Source organism: Pseudarthrobacter sp. YAF2, assembly GCF_052113345.1.
Classification (GTDB): Bacteria; Actinomycetota; Actinomycetes; order Actinomycetales; family Micrococcaceae; genus Arthrobacter.
In genome coordinates, this window is sequence record NZ_JBFRDA010000006.1 from 1 (window position 1) to 15,427 (window position 15,427).

Here is a 15,427-nt window from a genome sequence, read left to right on the forward strand (position 1 = left end):
CGCGTCCGCCTCACCCGCCCCGGCGGCGACGTCCAACTCTTCCGCCCCGGACTCTCCGTCGCCGAACTCACCCAACCCGGCCAACCCGCCCAACGCATCACCCTCCCACGCCGCAGCCTCCGCGACTGCCTCGCCGAAGAACTCCGCCGGCTGGACCCCGACGAAGTGTTTGGCGAAGTGATTACTATTGGACTGCCACGTACCAATCTAAGGAGCGTCCGACCCAGTGAGCGTTGACCCCAGAGTAAGCATCCATCCTGATTCGTCCGTCCTCATGGCCGCAATTGCGGCCCGCCTGATCACCAAGCTCGTTGATGTCCAGGACAAGTACGGCGAAGCCACTGTGGTGCTCACCGGGGGGACCGTGGGGATCGGCACGTTGAAGGCTGTTGCCGATTCCCCGGCGGCGCCCGCCGTCGACTGGTCCAAGGTCAACTTCTGGTGGGGGGACGAACGCTTCCTGGGATCCGCGGATCCGGACCGCAACACAAAGCAGGCGTTTGATGCGTTGCTCTCGCATATTCCGGTGGATCCGGAGCGCGTCCACTCCCCTGGTTCCGCGGACCACTTCGGTACTGCCGAGGAGGCGGCTGAGGACTACGCCCGGCAGTTGCGGGAAGCCGCAGCAGCGGAACATGCGGCCGACATGTCCGATGACCGGCCGGATGAGCCCTCCACGTTGCCCCGTCTTGATGTGGTGCTACTCGGCGTCGGCCCTGACGCCCACATCGCATCGCTGTTCCCTGAGCAGGCCGGCATCCGGGAAAAGAACCTTACGGTGGTGGGAGTGCGCAACTCGCCCAAGCCGCCGCCAATGCGGATTTCCCTGACGCTGCCTGCCATCAATACGGCGTCAGAGGTCTGGATGGTGGTGGCTGGAGAGGACAAGGCCGGGGCGGTGGGACTTGCCCTCGCCGGCGCCAACCCGGTCCAGGTCCCTGCGGCCGGGCCGAGGGGTACGTCCCGGACCCTGTGGCTGATCGACGAGAACGCCGCCTCACGTGTCCCCCAGCAACTCGTCCGGAAGGACGCCGCGGGCGCGTAGTTTTTCCAGCGCTCCGGCCAGGACGTCTTCGGCGTCCTGGCCGGAGCGCCGCTCTTTAACGTATTCCAGGTGGCTCTTGAAGCCCTCGTCAAAGGGATCGGCCAGCGCCGCTGCCTGCCCGTCACGGGAAGCTGGAGCACCGCAGCGCCGGCAGTCCCAGGTCAAGGGGATCTGGTCATCGGGCAGCTTGAGGAAGACGGGCTGGGTCTCGTGCCCCTTCGCGCACCAGTAGGACACCCTGATGCGCGGGAGGGGCTGGGAGGAAGGATCGGTGGACTGCAGGCTCGATCCGGACCCTGCCGTAACCCCGGCGCGGGTCCCCCGAAAGCCTGATGCTGGATGGACCATGACATCTCCTGCCTCGAAGCGGCTGGCCGGGTGCCGGCAGCTTAAACGCAACTGTGGCTGCCGGATAAACCGACAGCCACAGTTTAGTTGCCCGATCCGGGCGGCGGGAGGGCCTCAGGACCCTATTCAGCGGATCCTTAGGAGTCTCCGCCGCCGCTGAAGCGCATGATCAGGCCCAGTGCAATGATGACAACGCCCCAGGTAACACCGAGGACGATGGTGAAGCGGTTGAGGTTCCGTTCGGCAACCCCGGAGGAGCTGAGGCCCGAGCTCATGCCGCCGCCGAACATGTCGGAGAGGCCGCCGCCGCGACCCTTGTGCAGGAGGATGAGCAGCGTCAGCAGGAGGCTGGTGATGCCCAGGAGGATCTGCAGGATGACATGAAGAACGTCCACGACGGCCTTTCGGAAGTTGGGATTGCGGGAACTTGTACTGGTTGCGGACTAGTCCGTGACCAGGTGGCTCTCGAACCTGACAATATTAGCAAACTCGGCGGGATCGAGGCTGGCGCCGCCCACAAGGACACCGTCGACGTCGCGCTCCTGCAGGATGGCGGCGGCGTTGTTGGCCTTGACTGAGCCGCCGTACAGCAGGCGGGTCTTGGCTGCAACGTCGGCGCCGAAGAGGGTTTCGAGTTCCGCACGGATCGCGGCGCACATTTCCTGTGCGTCCTCCGGGCCTGCGACCTCGCCCGTGCCAATCGCCCAAACGGGCTCATAGGCAACCACGAGTTCGGCGGCCTGGTCGTTGGTGAGTCCTGCAACGCCGGCGCGCAACTGCTGGAGCGTGTGCTCAACATGGGTTCCGGCTTGGCGGATTTCCAGGCCTTCCCCGACGCACAGGACGGGGGTGACGCCGTGCTTAAAGGCGGCCTTGACCTTGGCGTTGAGGACGTCGTCGGACTCGTTGTGGATGGTGCGGCGTTCGCTGTGGCCCACCAGCACGTAAGTGCAGCCGAGCTTGGCCAGGAACTGGCCGGAAATGTCGCCGGTGTAGGCTCCGGAATCGAACTGGGAAAGATCCTGGCCGCCGTAGGCGACCTGCAGGTCATCGCCCTGGACCAGGGTCTGGACGCCGCGGAGGTCCGTGAACGGCGGGAACACGGCAACCTCAACGCGGCTGTAGTCGTGCTTGGCGTCGGAGAGGGTCCAGGCCAGCTTCTGCAGGAGGGTGATGCCCTGCACGTGGTCCATGTTCATTTTCCAGTTGCCCGCTATGAAGGGCTTGCGGTCGAAGGCGCCATTCGTTGACGTAGTCACGTGATCTCCATAAAAGTTCTTGATATGTGTGCGGCCGGCAGGCTGCCGCGGGCAACCTGCCGGCCGAAGGACTGGTCAGTCCTGTACTTCCTGGCAGTGGGTGCTACCGGTCCAGGACGCTGAGGCCGGGAAGCTCCTTGCCTTCGAGGTATTCCAGGCTTGCGCCGCCGCCAGTGGAAATGTGGCCGAACTGGTCATCGGCGAATCCCAGCGTGCGTACCGCCGCTGCCGAGTCGCCGCCGCCCACAACGGTGAAACCGTCGGTTTCCGTGAGGGCCTGTGCGATGGCGCGAGTACCGGGGGAGAAGGCCTCGAATTCGAAGACTCCCATGGGCCCGTTCCAGAAGACCGTGCGGGCTCCCTTAATCCGGTCCGCGAAGGCGGCAGCGGTATCCGGGCCGATATCCAGGCCGATGCCCTGGGCGCCGAAGCTGCTGCTTTCGATGGCGTCAGCCGGCACCGTTGCGTGCGCAGCATCCGCCGCGAACTTTTCTGCCACCACGACGTCCGTGGGAACGACGAATTCGGTGCCTGCATCCGCGGCCCGCTTGAGGTAGTCCTGGACCACGGGGATCTGGTCTTCCTCGAGGAGGCTGGAGCCCACCTTGTGACCGGCGGCTGCCAGGAAGGTGAACAGCATGCCACCGCCCACCAGGACGGTGTCGGCTTTGCCGAGCAGGTTCTCGATGACCGCGAGCTTGTCGGAGACCTTGGAGCCGCCGAGCACCACCACGTAGGGACGCTGGGTGTCAGTGGTCAGCTTCCGAAGGACTTCCACCTCCGTGTGCACCAGGTCGCCCTGGTACGACGGCAACCGGGTGGCGACGTCGTAGACACTGGCATGCTTGCGGTGGACGGCGCCGAAGGCATCGTCCACGTAGGCGCCGTTGTCACCGGTCAGTGCCACGAGTTCGTCGGCGAAGGTGCCGCGTTCGGCGTCGTCCTTGCTGGTCTCGCGGGAGTCGAAGCGGACGTTCTCCAGGACCAGCGCTTCGCCGTCCTGGAGGGACGCTGCGTCACGCTTGGCGGCGTCACCAACGGTGTCGGCGGCCAGGGTGACCTTGAAGTCCGCCAGTTCGGCGAGGCGGTCCACGGCGGGACGAAGGGAATACTTGTCCTCCGGGGCGCCCTTGGGGCGTCCGAGGTGGGCTGTTACCAGCACGCGGGCACCGGCGTCCGTGAGCTTTGACAGCACTGGCAGTGAGGCCTTGATGCGGCCGTCGTCAGTGACTGTAGAGCCGTCGAGCGGCACATTCAGGTCACTTCGAACCAGAATGTACCGCCCGCGGACACCTTCAGCGATCAGTTCGTTGAGGGTGTGAGATGTCATGTGTCTAACCCTAGCCCAGCTTGGATGCCACGAGCTCCGTGAGGTCGACGAGGCGGTTGGAGTAGCCCCATTCGTTGTCATACCAGGAAACAACCTTGACCTGGTTGCCGATGACCTTGGTCAGGCCGGCGTCGAAGATCGAGGAAGCGGGGTCGCCCACGATGTCGGAGGAGACGATGGGCTCGTCCGTGTAGGTCAGGAAGCCCTGCAGTTCCTCGGACTCCGAGGCGCGCTTGAGGGCGGCGTTGACTTCCTCCACGGTGGTCTCGCGGGAGACGGTGACGGTGAGGTCGGTGGCGGAGCCGGTGGGTACGGGGACGCGGATGGCGTAGCCGTCCAGCTTGCCCTTGAGTTCAGGCAGGACAAGGCCGATTGCCTTGGCGGCGCCGGTGGAGGTGGGAACCATGTTGATGGCCGCAGCACGTGCACGGCGCAGGTCCTTGTGCGGGCCGTCCTGCAGGTTCTGGTCCGCGGTGTAGGCGTGCACGGTGGTCATGAGTCCACGCTCGATGCCGAATTCGTCGTTAACCACCTTGGCCAGCGGGCCGAGGCAGTTGGTGGTGCAGGAGGCGTTGGAAATGATGTTGTGCGTGGCGTTGTCGTACAGGTTGTCGTTGACGCCCATCACGATGGTGATGTCCTCGTCCGAGGCCGGAGCGGAAATCAGGACCTTCTTGGCGCCTGCATCGATGTGCTTTTGCGCATCGGCTGCCTTGGTGAAGAAGCCGGTGGATTCGATGACGATATCCACGCCCAGTTCGCCCCAGGGGAGCTTGGCGGGGTCGCGTTCCGCCAGGACCTTGACCACGTTGCCGTTGACGACGATGTTGCCGTCCTTGACCTCGATGGTTTCCTTCAGGCGCCCGCCGACGGAGTCGTACTTGAACAGGTGGGCCAGGGCTTCGGGGCTGGTGAGGTCGTTGACTGCAACGATTTCCAGGTCCGCGCCCTGGGCAAGTGCTGCGCGGAAGTAGTTGCGGCCAATGCGGCCGAAGCCGTTGATACCAATACGGGTCGTCACTTTTACAGTCTCCTTGGTGCTTTGAGAAGCACTACTAGTTGAGCGGGCGTTCAAGCCAACTAACAGATCCCGCACGCCATTGGGCAGAGATATTTACACGGAGGGCGACCAGCCTCATTGCTGAAGGCTAACCGCCTTCCGTGACCTATCTTACGTTTAAGTGGGTCCGCCCCCGCAAGTGCGGGGGCGGACCGTCCACATCCCGGCCGGTTTAAGTCAGAATGTGAAGTTTGTTACATCGATGCATAACGCAGCTCACTACGGGAGGGTGATGAGTCCCGTGGCGTTGGTGCGTGCTGCCTCGAAGCGCTGGGCGACGTCGGCCCAGTTGACGATATTCCAGAATGCCTTGACGTAGTCGGCCTTGACGTTGACGTAGTCAAGGTAGAAGGCGTGCTCCCACATGTCCAGCATCAGCAGCGGGGTGGTGCCCAGGGCAACGTTCCCCTGCTGGTCATACAGCTGTTCGATGACAAGGTTTCCACCGATGGGTTCGTAGGCCAGGAAGCCCCAGCCCGAGCCCTGCAGTCCCAGTGCCGCAGCGCTGAACTGGGCGCGGAAAGCATCAAAGGAACCAAAAGCGTCGTCGATGGCAGCCGCCAGCTCGCCTTCGGGCTTGTCGCCGCCGTCCGGGGACAGGTTGTTCCAAAAGACCGAGTGGTTGATGTGGCCGCCGGTGTGGAACGCGAGGTCCTTGGAGAGACGGTTGATGTTGGCGAAGTCGCCCTTTTCCCGTGCCTCGGCAAGCTGGGCCAGCGCGTTGTTGGCGCCGGTGACGTAGGCTGCGTGGTGCTTGCTGTGGTGCAGCTCCATGATCCGCGCAGAGATGTGCGGCTCAAGGGCGGCGTAGTCGTACTTGAGTTCGGGCAATACGTACTCAGTCACAAAATCCTCCAATATCGTGGACGCTCGGTCCGGTTGGTGACTCTCGGATTGTGCATCCGGGCGGCTGGCACCCGGAATCTTTTTGATTCTATGGGGCGCTTACTCGTCCAGCATTTCCGGCGTCACATTGGCGTCAGTTCCGGGAATGCCCAGGTCGAGGGCGCGTTTATCCGCCATGGCCAGCAGCCGGCGGATCCTGCCGGCTATCGCGTCCTTGGTCATCACGGGATCGGCAAGCCGGCCCAGTTCGTCCAAGCTGGCCTGTTTGTGGGCCACCCGCAGTTCACCGGCGTATTTCAGGTGGTCCGGAACGTCGTCGCCGAGGATTTCCAGGGCGCGGTCCACCCGCGCGCCTGCAGCCACTGCGGCCTGCGCGGATCGGCGCAGGTTTGCGTCGTCGAAGTTGGCGAGCCGGTTTGCCGTGGCGCGGACTTCCTTTCGCATCCGGCGTTCTTCCCAAACCATCAGCGCGTCGTGGGCGCCCATGCGCGTCAGGAGCGCCGCGATGGTGTCGCCGTCGCGGATGACCACGCGGTCCACTCCCCTGACTTCACGCGCCTTGGCCTGGATGTCCAGGCGGCGGGCCGCCCCGACGAGGGCGAGGGCCGATTCGGGCCCCGGGCAAGTGACCTCCAACGATGAGGACCGTCCGGGTTCCGTCAGTGATCCGTGGGCAAGGAACGCCCCGCGCCACACGGCTTCGGCGTCGGCCGCTGATCCGTTGACGACGGCGGAGGGCAGCCCGCGGACGGGGCGGCCCCGGCCGTCCAGGAGGCCGGTCTGCCTGGCCAGTGCCTCACCGTCACGGACGACGCGCACTACGTAGCGGCTGGCGCGCCGAAGTCCGCCCGCGGAGACCACGATGATTTCGCTCTGGTGCCCGTAGACCTCGGCGATGGCGGCGCGGAGGCGGCGGGCCGTGGATGCCAGGTCCACTTCCGCTTCGATGACGATCCGGCCGGAGATGATGTGCAGTCCCCCGGCGAAGCGGAGCATGGCGGAGACTTCCGCCTTGCGCACTGATGACTTCTTGATGTCCAGACGGGACAGTTCTTCTTTGACCGATGCTGTCAGTGCCATGGCACCTTCCTAACTGTTCCCAAAAATGTCCTGGTACGCCGTCGCCAGCCGCAGTGGCTCGTGGACCGGGCGGCGTCCCGACGCCCCTACTTTACCCAAGACCACCTCCGCGCCGATCATGCCGGCGGCCTTCTCGAACTCCTGCCGGTCCGGTACGGAGGCGGGATCGGCGAGGACGACGTCAACGCTGAACTCCGGAGCGTAGCGCCGGAGGACGTGAAGATGGTCGGCGGCCGTCATGCCGGACGTTTCCTTAGTGTCGGTTGCAAGGTTCATGGTCAGGCAGCGCTTGGCCGGGGTGCTGCACAATGCCTGGCGCATCTCGGGCAGCAGCAGGTGCGGCAGGACAGAGGTGTACCAGGAGCCGGGGCCCAGGACCACCCAGTCCGCCAGTTCGATAGCCGTCAAGGCCTCCGTGCAGGCGGGCGCCGATTTAGGCAGGAGCCGGACTTCCTCCAGCGAGCCGGCGACGGCGCAGCGCGCCTGGCCGTGGATGGTCTGCAGCCCGGTTCCGCCGCCGGGGGTGGTGACGCGGACGTCGCCTTCGATGGTAAGCGGGACGGTGGACATGGGCAGGACCTGGCCCCGGGCGCCGAGAAGCGCACCGGCCCACTTGAGTCCGGCCACGGCGTCGCCCAGGAGTTCCCAGAGGGTGACGATCAACAAGTTGCCCATGGCGTGTTCGTCCAGGGAGCCGCCCGGGCCTTTTCCGGCGCGGAAGCGGTGCTGCATGACGTCGCGCCAGGTGCGGCCCCAGTCGGTGTCGTCGCACAGCGCGGACAGCGCCATGCGGAGGTCTCCGGGCGGGAGGACGCCGTACTCCTCGCGCAGACGCCCGGAAGAGCCGCCGTCGTCCGCCACGGTGACGATCGCTGTGAGCTCGGAGGTGAGCAGGCGCAGTGCCGACAACGAGGCCGCCAGGCCGTGTCCGCCGCCCAGTGCCACAACATTGGGGCCCTTGTCCTGTTGGCCGGGCGCTGTTCCGCCGGCCGGTGGCACCAGGGGCAGGGCACCGGTGAAAAGGGCCATTATTCGCGGCCCAGATCCCGGTGCGCGGTGGTCACCGTGACCCGCGGATACTGAGCGAGTTTCTTGGAGAGCTCGACGGCGACCGCGACGGAGCGGTGCTTTCCGCCGGTGCAGCCGACGGCGATGGTGGCGTAGTGCTTGTTTTCCCGCCGGTACCCTTCCAGTACGGGCTCAAGTGCGAGGACATAGCGGTCCACGAAGTTCTTGACGCCCTCGGCCTCGAGCACGTAGTCGCTGACGTCCTTGTCCAGGCCGGTCAGGGGGCGGAGCTGGGGAACCCAGTGCGGGTTGGGTATGAACCGGACGTCCGCCACGTAGTTGGCGTCCACCGGCAGGCCGTACTTGAAACCGAAGCTCATGACATTCAACCGCAGTGCCACGGGACCGGTTTCGCTGAACAGCTCGGTAATGGCCGTCGCGAGTCCGTGGACGTTGTAATTGGAGGTATCGAGCACGACGTCGGAGCTATCGCGCAGTTCCTGCAGCAGCTCGCGTTCGGCGGCGATACCGTCCAGGATGCGTCCGCCGCCCTGGAGCGGGTGGGGGCGGCGCCCCTGTTCAAAGCGCCGGACCAGGACGTTGTCGCTGGCGTCCAGGAACAGCACCCGGAAGGTGACGCCGCTGGCGGCAAGTGCGCCCAGCGCTGCGCGGATGTCGGCGAAGAGCCCCTTGCTGCGGACGTCGATCACCACCGCGAGCCGGGGAATGGACTGCGGTGCGTGCGAGACGAGTTCGGCCAGCGTGCCAAGCATCTGCGGCGGAAGGTTCTCCACGACATACCAGCCGTGGTCCTCCAACGCATCGGCGGCGGTGCTCCGCCCGGCGCCGGACATCCCGGTGACCACCAGCAGCTCCGCTTCGAGCGGCTTGACTGTCTCCAGCCCGTCCTGCCCGTCTTCGGATCCCGCCGTCGTGTCTGCCATGAAGTCCGCCCCGTTTCGTTGTTGTGCCAAGGGCGACCGCAGTGGCGCCGCCCCGTCACTTACCCTAGCTAAGTTTCAATGATTTCGCCGGTGGCCATGTTGATCGCCGGTACGGCCGCAGCATCGGGGCTGTCGGCGGCGAAGTGGTTCACGATGGCGCCGGCCAGGGCGGGGCCGATCCCCTTGGCCTGGGAGAGCTCTTCGACGGAGGCGGCCTTGACGCCCTTGACGGAGCCGAAGTGGGCTAGTAGGGCTTTGCGCTTGGACGCACCCAGCCCCGGGACGGCGTCGAGCGCCGAGACGGTCATGGCCTTGCCGCGCTTTTGCCGGTGGAAGGTGATGGCGAAGCGGTGGGCCTCGTCCCGGATCCGCTGCAGCAGGTACAGGCCCTGCGAGGTTCGGGGCAGGATGACCGGAAAATCGCTGTCCGGCAGCCAAACTTCTTCCAGCCGCTTGGCCAGGCCCACCACGTAGACGTCATCGATGCCCAGGCCGGCCAGCGCGCGGGCTGCCGCATTCACCTGCGGCTGGCCGCCGTCCACCACCACCAGGTTGGGCGGGTAGGCGAACTTGGCTTTGGGCGCCGGCGTGGTGGTGTCCAGCACGGCGGCGTCAGTGACGGCGTCCCGGCCGTCCGCTGCGAGGACGGACTCGTCAACCTGCGCGGACTTGTCCTGCAGGTAGTGGCGGAAGCGCCGGGTCAGGACGTCGTGCATGGCCGCGGTGTCGTCGGAGGCAGCGGGTCCGGTAATGGAGAACTTGCGGTAATCGGACTTCTTGGGCAGCCCGTCCTCCACCACCACCATGGAGGCCACCACGTTGGTGCCCTGGACGTGGGAGACGTCGAAGCATTCGATCCGGAGCAGCGGCACCGGCAGGTCAAGGGCTTCCTGCAGTTCCTGGAGGGCCTGCGACCTGACAGTGATGTCCCCGGCTCGGCGGGTCTTGTGGAGCTTCAACGCGTGTTCGGCATTTTCGCGCACCGTGGACATCAGCGCCGCCTTGTCTCCGCGCTGCGGGACCCGGATATCCACCTTGGCCCCGCGGATGCCGCCAAGCCAGGTGGCGAGGTCCTCCGCGTTGCTGGGCGCCACGGGCACCAGGACCTCGCGCGGCAGCCTGCCGTGGGTTTCGCCGTCTTCACCGTAGACCTGCTGGAGCAAGTGCTCCACGAGGTCCGGGGTGGTGAAGTCCTCCACCTTTTCCACTACCCAGCCGCGCTGGCCGCGGATCCGGCCGCCCCGGACGTGGAACACCTGGACGGCGGCTTCGAGCTCGTCTTCGTGCAGGGCGAAGACGTCAGCGTCGGTGTCCTCGGACAGCACCACCGCATTGCGTTCGAAGACCTTCCGCAGGGCTGCGATGTCGTCACGAAGCCGCGCTGCGTGCTCGTAGTCCAGTTTTGCCACGGCGTCCGCCATTTGCTTTTCCAGCTTGGTGATGAACCGCTTGGCTTCACCACCCATGAAGGCGCAGAAATCGTCTGCCAGGGCCCTGTGGTCCTCTGGCGAGATCCGGCCCACGCACGGTGCGGCGCATTTGTCGATGTAGCCGAGCAGGCACGGCCGGCCGGTGGCTTCGGCCCGCTTAAACACGCCGGCACTGCAGCTGCGGACGGGGAAGACCCGCAGCAGGGTATCCATGGTTTCCCGGATCGCGCCCGCGGTATAGGGGCCGAAGTAGCGGGTCCCCTTCCGCTTGTCCCCCCGCATGACCTGCACCCTGGGGTATTTCTCGCCCATGGTGACGGCGAGGTAGGGGTAGGTCTTGTCGTCCCGGAACACCACGTTGAACCGGGGCTTGAATTCCTTGATCCAGGTGTATTCGAGCTGCAGCGATTCCAGTTCGCTGCCCACCACGGTCCACTCAACGCTGCTGGCGGCGTGGACCATGGCATAGGTCTTGGGCAACAGGCCGGCCGGGTTGGCGAAGTAGGAGTTCAGGCGGGACCGGAGGCTTTTCGCTTTGCCCACGTAAATGACCCGGCCGTGCGGGTCACGGAACCGATAGACGCCCGGGTTGGTGGGGATTTCACCGGTTTTGGGCCGGTAACTTGCTGGATTTGCCACCTATCAAGTCTACTAAGGCGCGCCGGACATCTTTGCCAGTCCGGGCTACTCCGCGGACTGGCTCTGGTTGTAGCTGGTGGAACGCTCCTGGCCGCTCAGGACAGCAATCGCGTCCATGATCCGGTCCGTGACTTCACGGCGTGCGGGAAGGGAGTGGTCCGGGCCGGTCTTGTCGAAGTACAGCGGCTCCCCCACTTTCATGGTGAAGTGCTGCGGCCTGACACCTTTCTCGCCGGCGCGCTGGAGCTTCTCGGTCCCGATCAGTCCCACCGGGATGACCGGGGCCCCGGTGGTGAGGGCGAGCCAGCCGACGCCGGTGCGGCCCCGGTAGAGGATGCCGTCCCGGGAGCGGGTGCCCTCGGGGTAGATGCCGATGCCGCGGCCGGACTCGAGGATGTCCAGGAGTGTCTTGAGCGCCTGGACGCTGGCCGCCTGTTCGCCGCGCTCCACCGGAATGGAGCCAACGGACTCGAAGAAGGCCTTCATGACCTTGCCCTTGACGCCTCCGGTGGTGAAGTACTCGGCTTTTGCGAAAAACGCGACCGGTCGGGGCATCAGTGCCTGCACGATCACACTGTCAAAAAAGGACAGGTGGTTGGGAGCCACGATGAAGGGGCCGTCGGAGGGGACATTTTCGAGTCCGACGACGGTGGGCCGGCAGGTGCCGGAGATCAGGTTGCGCGTGGTCCAGCGGACGGCATCAAACATTTCCATCGTTGCTCACCCCGCTCATTGCCGCGGTGTGGATGGCTTGAAGCCGGTCGATGACCGTGACCAGTTCCTCACCGGTGCTGACGACGGCGACCGACCCCGCCGCTTCAAGTTCGCCGTCCGGCGCGAATCCCCAGACGACCCCGATGCAGTCCAGGCCGTTGGCGATCGCCCCGGAAACGTCCTGGGCCCGGTCCCCCACCATGATGGCGTGCCGGGTATCCAGGTTCCGCAGGGCGGCGGCGATGATCTGGGTCTTGCCGAGCGGAACGCCATCCACCGCGGCTTCGTCGTCGGCGGAGCCGTGGATGCCGTGGAAGAAGCCGTCGATGCCGTGGTGGGCCAGTACCGTGTGGGCCAGGCCCTGCGGCTTCTGGGTGGCGACGGCAACGGGCCGTCCCGCAGCTGCAAAGGATTCGAGGATTTCGCGGATTCCCGGGTACAGCCGGCTCTGGGCGATTCCGGTGGACACATAGTGTTCACGGTAGCGGCGCACCACCTCTTCGAGGCGGTCCGCCGGCACCTTCGCCACGTTGAGCAGTGAGTCGCTCAGCTTGGGGCCGATCATGGCCTCCAGCAGGTCCTGGGCCGGAACGGGGAGCCCCAGCCCGCGGAGGGCCGATGCAATGCCCTCTGTTATTCCACCGGCCGGGTCGACAAGAGTGCCGTCCAGGTCAAAGATCACGGGCACTGTTGTTGAAGTCACCGGGTTAGTTTCTCACGACAGCGCGAGTGCCTGAAACTCGCATTCCCGTGCAGGAATATTTCGGAACGGATTCCGCTGCTGGTCAGCCCAGTATTTCGGCCAGGAACTTCCCCGTGTGGCTGGTGCTGGACTTGGCCACCTGCTCGGGGGTTCCTGCTGCTACGATCTGGCCGCCGCCCGAACCGCCGTCGGGCCCAAGGTCCACCAGCCAGTCCGCACTCTTGATGACGTCGAGGTTGTGCTCGATGGTGATCACCGTGTTGCCCTTGTCCACAAGACCCTGGAGGACCATGAGCAGCTTGCGGATGTCCTCGAAGTGCAGCCCTGTGGTGGGCTCGTCCAGGACGTAGATGCTGCGCCCGTTGGACCGCTTCTGCAGTTCCGCCGCGAGCTTGACGCGCTGCGCTTCACCGCCGGACAACGTGGTGGCCGGCTGGCCCAGCCGCACGTAGCCCAGTCCGACGTCCACGAGGGTGTTCAGGTGCCGCGCGATGGGTGAGAACGCCGCGAAAAATTCGGCTCCCTCCTCGATGGGCATGTTGAGGACGTCCGCGATGGTCTTGCCCTTGTAATGGACCTCCAGGGTTTCCCGGTTGTAGCGGGCACCGTGGCATACCTCGCAGGGGACGTACACGTCAGGCAGGAAGTTCATTTCGATCTTCAGCGTGCCGTCACCCGAGCATGCCTCGCAGCGGCCACCCTTGACGTTGAAGGAGAACCGGCCGGGAAGGTAGCCGCGCACCTTGGCCTCGGTGGTCTCGGCGAAGAGCTTGCGGATGTTGTCGAACACGCCTGTGTACGTCGCCGGGTTGGATCGCGGGGTGCGTCCGATGGGGCTCTGGTCCACGTGGACCACCTTGTCCAGGTGTTCGAGGCCCTGCACGGTCTTGTGCCGCCCCGCAACCTGCTTGGCGCCGTTGAGCTTGTTGGCGAGCACCTTGTAGAGGATTTCGTTGACGAGCGTGGACTTTCCTGAGCCGCTCACGCCGGTCACCGCGGTGAAGAGGCCCAGCGGGAAGGCGGCGTCAACGTTCACGAGGTTATTCTCCCGCGCGCCCACCACCTTGATTTCGCGCTTTTTGTCGTATTTGCGGCGCTTCTTGGGCACCGCAATGGCCTTCCGGCCGGACAGGTAATCACCGGTCAGCGATTCCTTGTTCTCCAGCAGCTCTTTGTATGTTCCTGAGTGGACCACCTGGCCGCCGTGTTCACCGGCGCCGGGTCCGATGTCCACGATCCAGTCAGCCACATGGATGGTGTCTTCATCATGTTCGACCACGATGAGGGTGTTTCCCATGTCGCGGAGCCGGGTGAGGGTTTCGATGAGGCGGCGGTTGTCGCGCTGGTGCAGGCCGATGGAGGGCTCATCCAGGACGTAGAGGACGCCCACCAGGCCGGAACCGATTTGCGTGGCGAGCCTGATGCGTTGCGCTTCGCCGCCGGAGAGGGTGGCGGACGGACGCTCAAGGTTGAGGTATTCGAGGCCGACGTCCAACAGGAAGGTAAGGCGCGCCTGGATCTCCTTGAGGACCTGGTGTGCGATCTGCGCTTCACGCCCGGTCAGCACCAGGTTGTTCAGGAACTCCGCACAGTCCCGCATGGGCAGGGCCGCGACCTCGGCAATGGACTTTCCGTTGATGAGGACCGAGAGGGAGGCCGGATTAAGGCGGGCTCCATTGCAGGAAGGGCACGGCACCTGCCGCATGTACTCCTCGTAACGGTCGCGGGCCCAGTCGGAATCGGTCTCCCCGTGCTTGCGGTGGACATACTGGATGGCACCCTCAAAGCCGGTGCTGTATTTGCGTTCGCGGCCGAAGCGGTTGCGGTACTGCACCACCACTTTGTGGTCCTTGCCGTGCAGGATGGTCTGGCGGACATCCTTGCCCAGCTTCTCCCACGGCGTGGCCATGGAGAAACCCACTTCCTTGGCGAGGCCCTCAAGCAGCCGGTTCCAGTATTCCGTGGTGGCAGTTCCCAGGGACCAGGGGGCGATGGCGCCTTCGGACAGGGAAAGCTCCGGATTGGGGACGATGAGTTCCTCGTCCACCTCGAGCCGGGTACCGATTCCGCTGCAGGCCGCGCAGGCGCCAAAGGGGTTGTTGAAGGAGAACGAGCGGGGCTCGATCTCGTCAATGGCCAGCGGGTGTTCGTTGGGACACGCGAGGTTTTCGGAGAAGGCCCGGATCCGTCCGGGATCGTCGGCGTCGAGGTCAACAAATTCGGCCAGGACACGGCCTTCTGCCAGCCCGAGGGCGGTCTCGATGGAGTCGGTGAGCCGCTGGCTGATGCCTTCCTTGACCACCAGGCGGTCCACCACCACCTCGATGGTGTGTTTGAACTGCTTGCCCAGCTTGGGCGGATCACTCAGCTGGACCAGGTTGCCGTCCACCCGTGCCCGGGAGTAACCCTTGGCGCTGAGCTCCTTGAAGAGGTCAACGAACTCGCCCTTGCGGCCGCGCACCACCGGCGCAAGGACCTGGAAGCGCGTGCCGTCCTCGAGTTCAAGGAGCTGGTCCACGATCTGCTGCGGCGTCTGCTTGGATACGGGCTCACCGCAGACGGGGCAGTGCGGCCTGCCCACACGTGCCCAGAGCAGGCGCATGTAGTCGTAGATTTCGGTGATGGTGCCCACAGTGGACCGCGGGTTCTTGCTGGTGGACTTCTGGTCGATGGAGACCGCCGGAGACAGGCCCTCGATGAAGTCGACGTCAGGCTTGTCCACCTGGCCCAGGAACTGGCGCGCGTAGGCGGACAGCGATTCGACGTAGCGCCGCTGGCCTTCAGCGAAGATGGTGTCGAATGCGAGGGACGATTTTCCGGATCCGGAGAGGCCTGTGAAAACGATCATGGCGTCACGGGGAAGATCGAGGTCCACGTTGCGCAGGTTGTGCTCCCGCGCGCCCTTCACGACGAGCCTGGAGAGGTCCGGCCGTTGCGGGACGGCAGCAGGGGCGGCGGTGAAGGAGGTGACGGGGGCAGAGGTTTCTTCAGCTACGGCTTTAGGCACCCCATAATGCTAAT

15 protein-coding genes are annotated in these 15,427 nt (G+C 65.2%); 2 read left to right on the top strand and 13 right to left on the bottom strand.

Translation table 11 applies throughout. From position 1 onward, the window contains the following. Together AB4Y79_RS07705 and pgl are read left to right on the top strand one after the other, a co-directional pair. On the top strand, positions 1-237 hold a 237-nt coding region (locus AB4Y79_RS07705; RefSeq protein ID WP_441860237.1), incomplete at its 5' end, for an OpcA/G6PD domain-containing protein. Further along, positions 227-1,045, top strand: coding sequence for a 6-phosphogluconolactonase (pgl, locus tag AB4Y79_RS07710; protein ID WP_441860239.1), 819 nt, complete (start codon positions 227-229; stop codon positions 1,043-1,045). The genes AB4Y79_RS07705 and pgl, both read left to right, overlap by 11 nt. Here pgl and AB4Y79_RS07715 read toward each other — a convergent pair. The 13 genes from AB4Y79_RS07715 to uvrA form a co-directional block, all read right to left on the bottom strand. After that, a complete protein-coding gene (locus AB4Y79_RS07715; protein WP_441860241.1) occupies positions 998-1,393 on the bottom strand; it encodes an RNA polymerase-binding protein RbpA in 396 nt (131 codons plus the stop codon). The two genes, pgl and AB4Y79_RS07715, sit on opposite strands and share 48 nt — an antisense overlap. A 137-nt stretch (positions 1,394-1,530) precedes the next feature. After that, positions 1,531-1,788: a preprotein translocase subunit SecG gene (secG, locus tag AB4Y79_RS07720; protein ID WP_018761260.1), complete on the bottom strand. Its 258-nt coding sequence runs from the start codon at positions 1,786-1,788 to the stop codon at positions 1,531-1,533. Positions 1,789-1,836: 48 nt separating this feature from the next. Beyond that, positions 1,837-2,652, bottom strand: a complete 816-nt coding sequence (gene tpiA, locus AB4Y79_RS07725) for a triose-phosphate isomerase (protein WP_441860243.1) — start codon at positions 2,650-2,652, stop codon at positions 1,837-1,839. A gap of 103 nt (positions 2,653-2,755) precedes the next feature. Next, positions 2,756-3,982 (bottom strand): phosphoglycerate kinase, encoded by a 1,227-nt coding sequence (locus AB4Y79_RS07730; RefSeq protein WP_441860245.1) that lies wholly within the window; start codon positions 3,980-3,982, stop codon positions 2,756-2,758. Between the two features lie 10 nt (positions 3,983-3,992). After that, positions 3,993-5,003, bottom strand: coding sequence for a type I glyceraldehyde-3-phosphate dehydrogenase (gap, locus tag AB4Y79_RS07735; protein ID WP_285243102.1), 1,011 nt, complete (start codon positions 5,001-5,003; stop codon positions 3,993-3,995). Positions 5,004-5,261: 258 nt separating this feature from the next. Beyond that, complete coding sequence (locus AB4Y79_RS07740; protein WP_308931024.1) at positions 5,262-5,888, bottom strand: superoxide dismutase; 627 nt, start codon at positions 5,886-5,888, stop codon at positions 5,262-5,264. A gap of 99 nt (positions 5,889-5,987) precedes the next feature. Continuing rightward, positions 5,988-6,968 carry a DNA-binding protein WhiA gene (gene whiA / locus AB4Y79_RS07745; protein ID WP_015937022.1) on the bottom strand — a complete coding sequence of 327 codons (981 nt, stop codon included), beginning with the start codon at positions 6,966-6,968 and terminating at the stop codon, positions 5,988-5,990. Positions 6,969-6,977: 9 nt separating this feature from the next. Beyond that, the gene (locus AB4Y79_RS07750; protein ID WP_308931025.1) at positions 6,978-7,997 is read right to left on the bottom strand and encodes a gluconeogenesis factor YvcK family protein; all 1,020 of its coding nucleotides are present in this window, start codon (positions 7,995-7,997) and stop codon (positions 6,978-6,980) included. Then, a complete protein-coding gene (gene rapZ / locus AB4Y79_RS07755) occupies positions 7,997-8,920 on the bottom strand; it encodes an RNase adapter RapZ (RefSeq protein WP_285246023.1) in 924 nt (307 codons plus the stop codon). The genes AB4Y79_RS07750 and rapZ overlap by 1 nt, the downstream gene beginning before the upstream one ends. A 68-nt stretch (positions 8,921-8,988) precedes the next feature. Continuing rightward, complete coding sequence (uvrC, locus tag AB4Y79_RS07760) at positions 8,989-10,989, bottom strand: excinuclease ABC subunit UvrC (protein WP_441860250.1); 2,001 nt, start codon at positions 10,987-10,989, stop codon at positions 8,989-8,991. Between the two features lie 45 nt (positions 10,990-11,034). After that, entirely contained in the window at positions 11,035-11,703 is a 669-nt protein-coding gene (locus AB4Y79_RS07765; protein WP_441860252.1) for a lysophospholipid acyltransferase family protein, read from the bottom strand. Beyond that, complete coding sequence (locus AB4Y79_RS07770; protein ID WP_441860254.1) at positions 11,690-12,406, bottom strand: HAD hydrolase-like protein; 717 nt, start codon at positions 12,404-12,406, stop codon at positions 11,690-11,692. The genes AB4Y79_RS07765 and AB4Y79_RS07770 overlap by 14 nt, the downstream gene beginning before the upstream one ends. Before the next feature lie 82 nt (positions 12,407-12,488). Then, positions 12,489-15,413 (bottom strand): excinuclease ABC subunit UvrA, encoded by a 2,925-nt coding sequence (gene uvrA, locus AB4Y79_RS07775; protein WP_441860256.1) that lies wholly within the window; start codon positions 15,411-15,413, stop codon positions 12,489-12,491. Positions 15,414-15,427 lie beyond the last annotated feature (14 nt).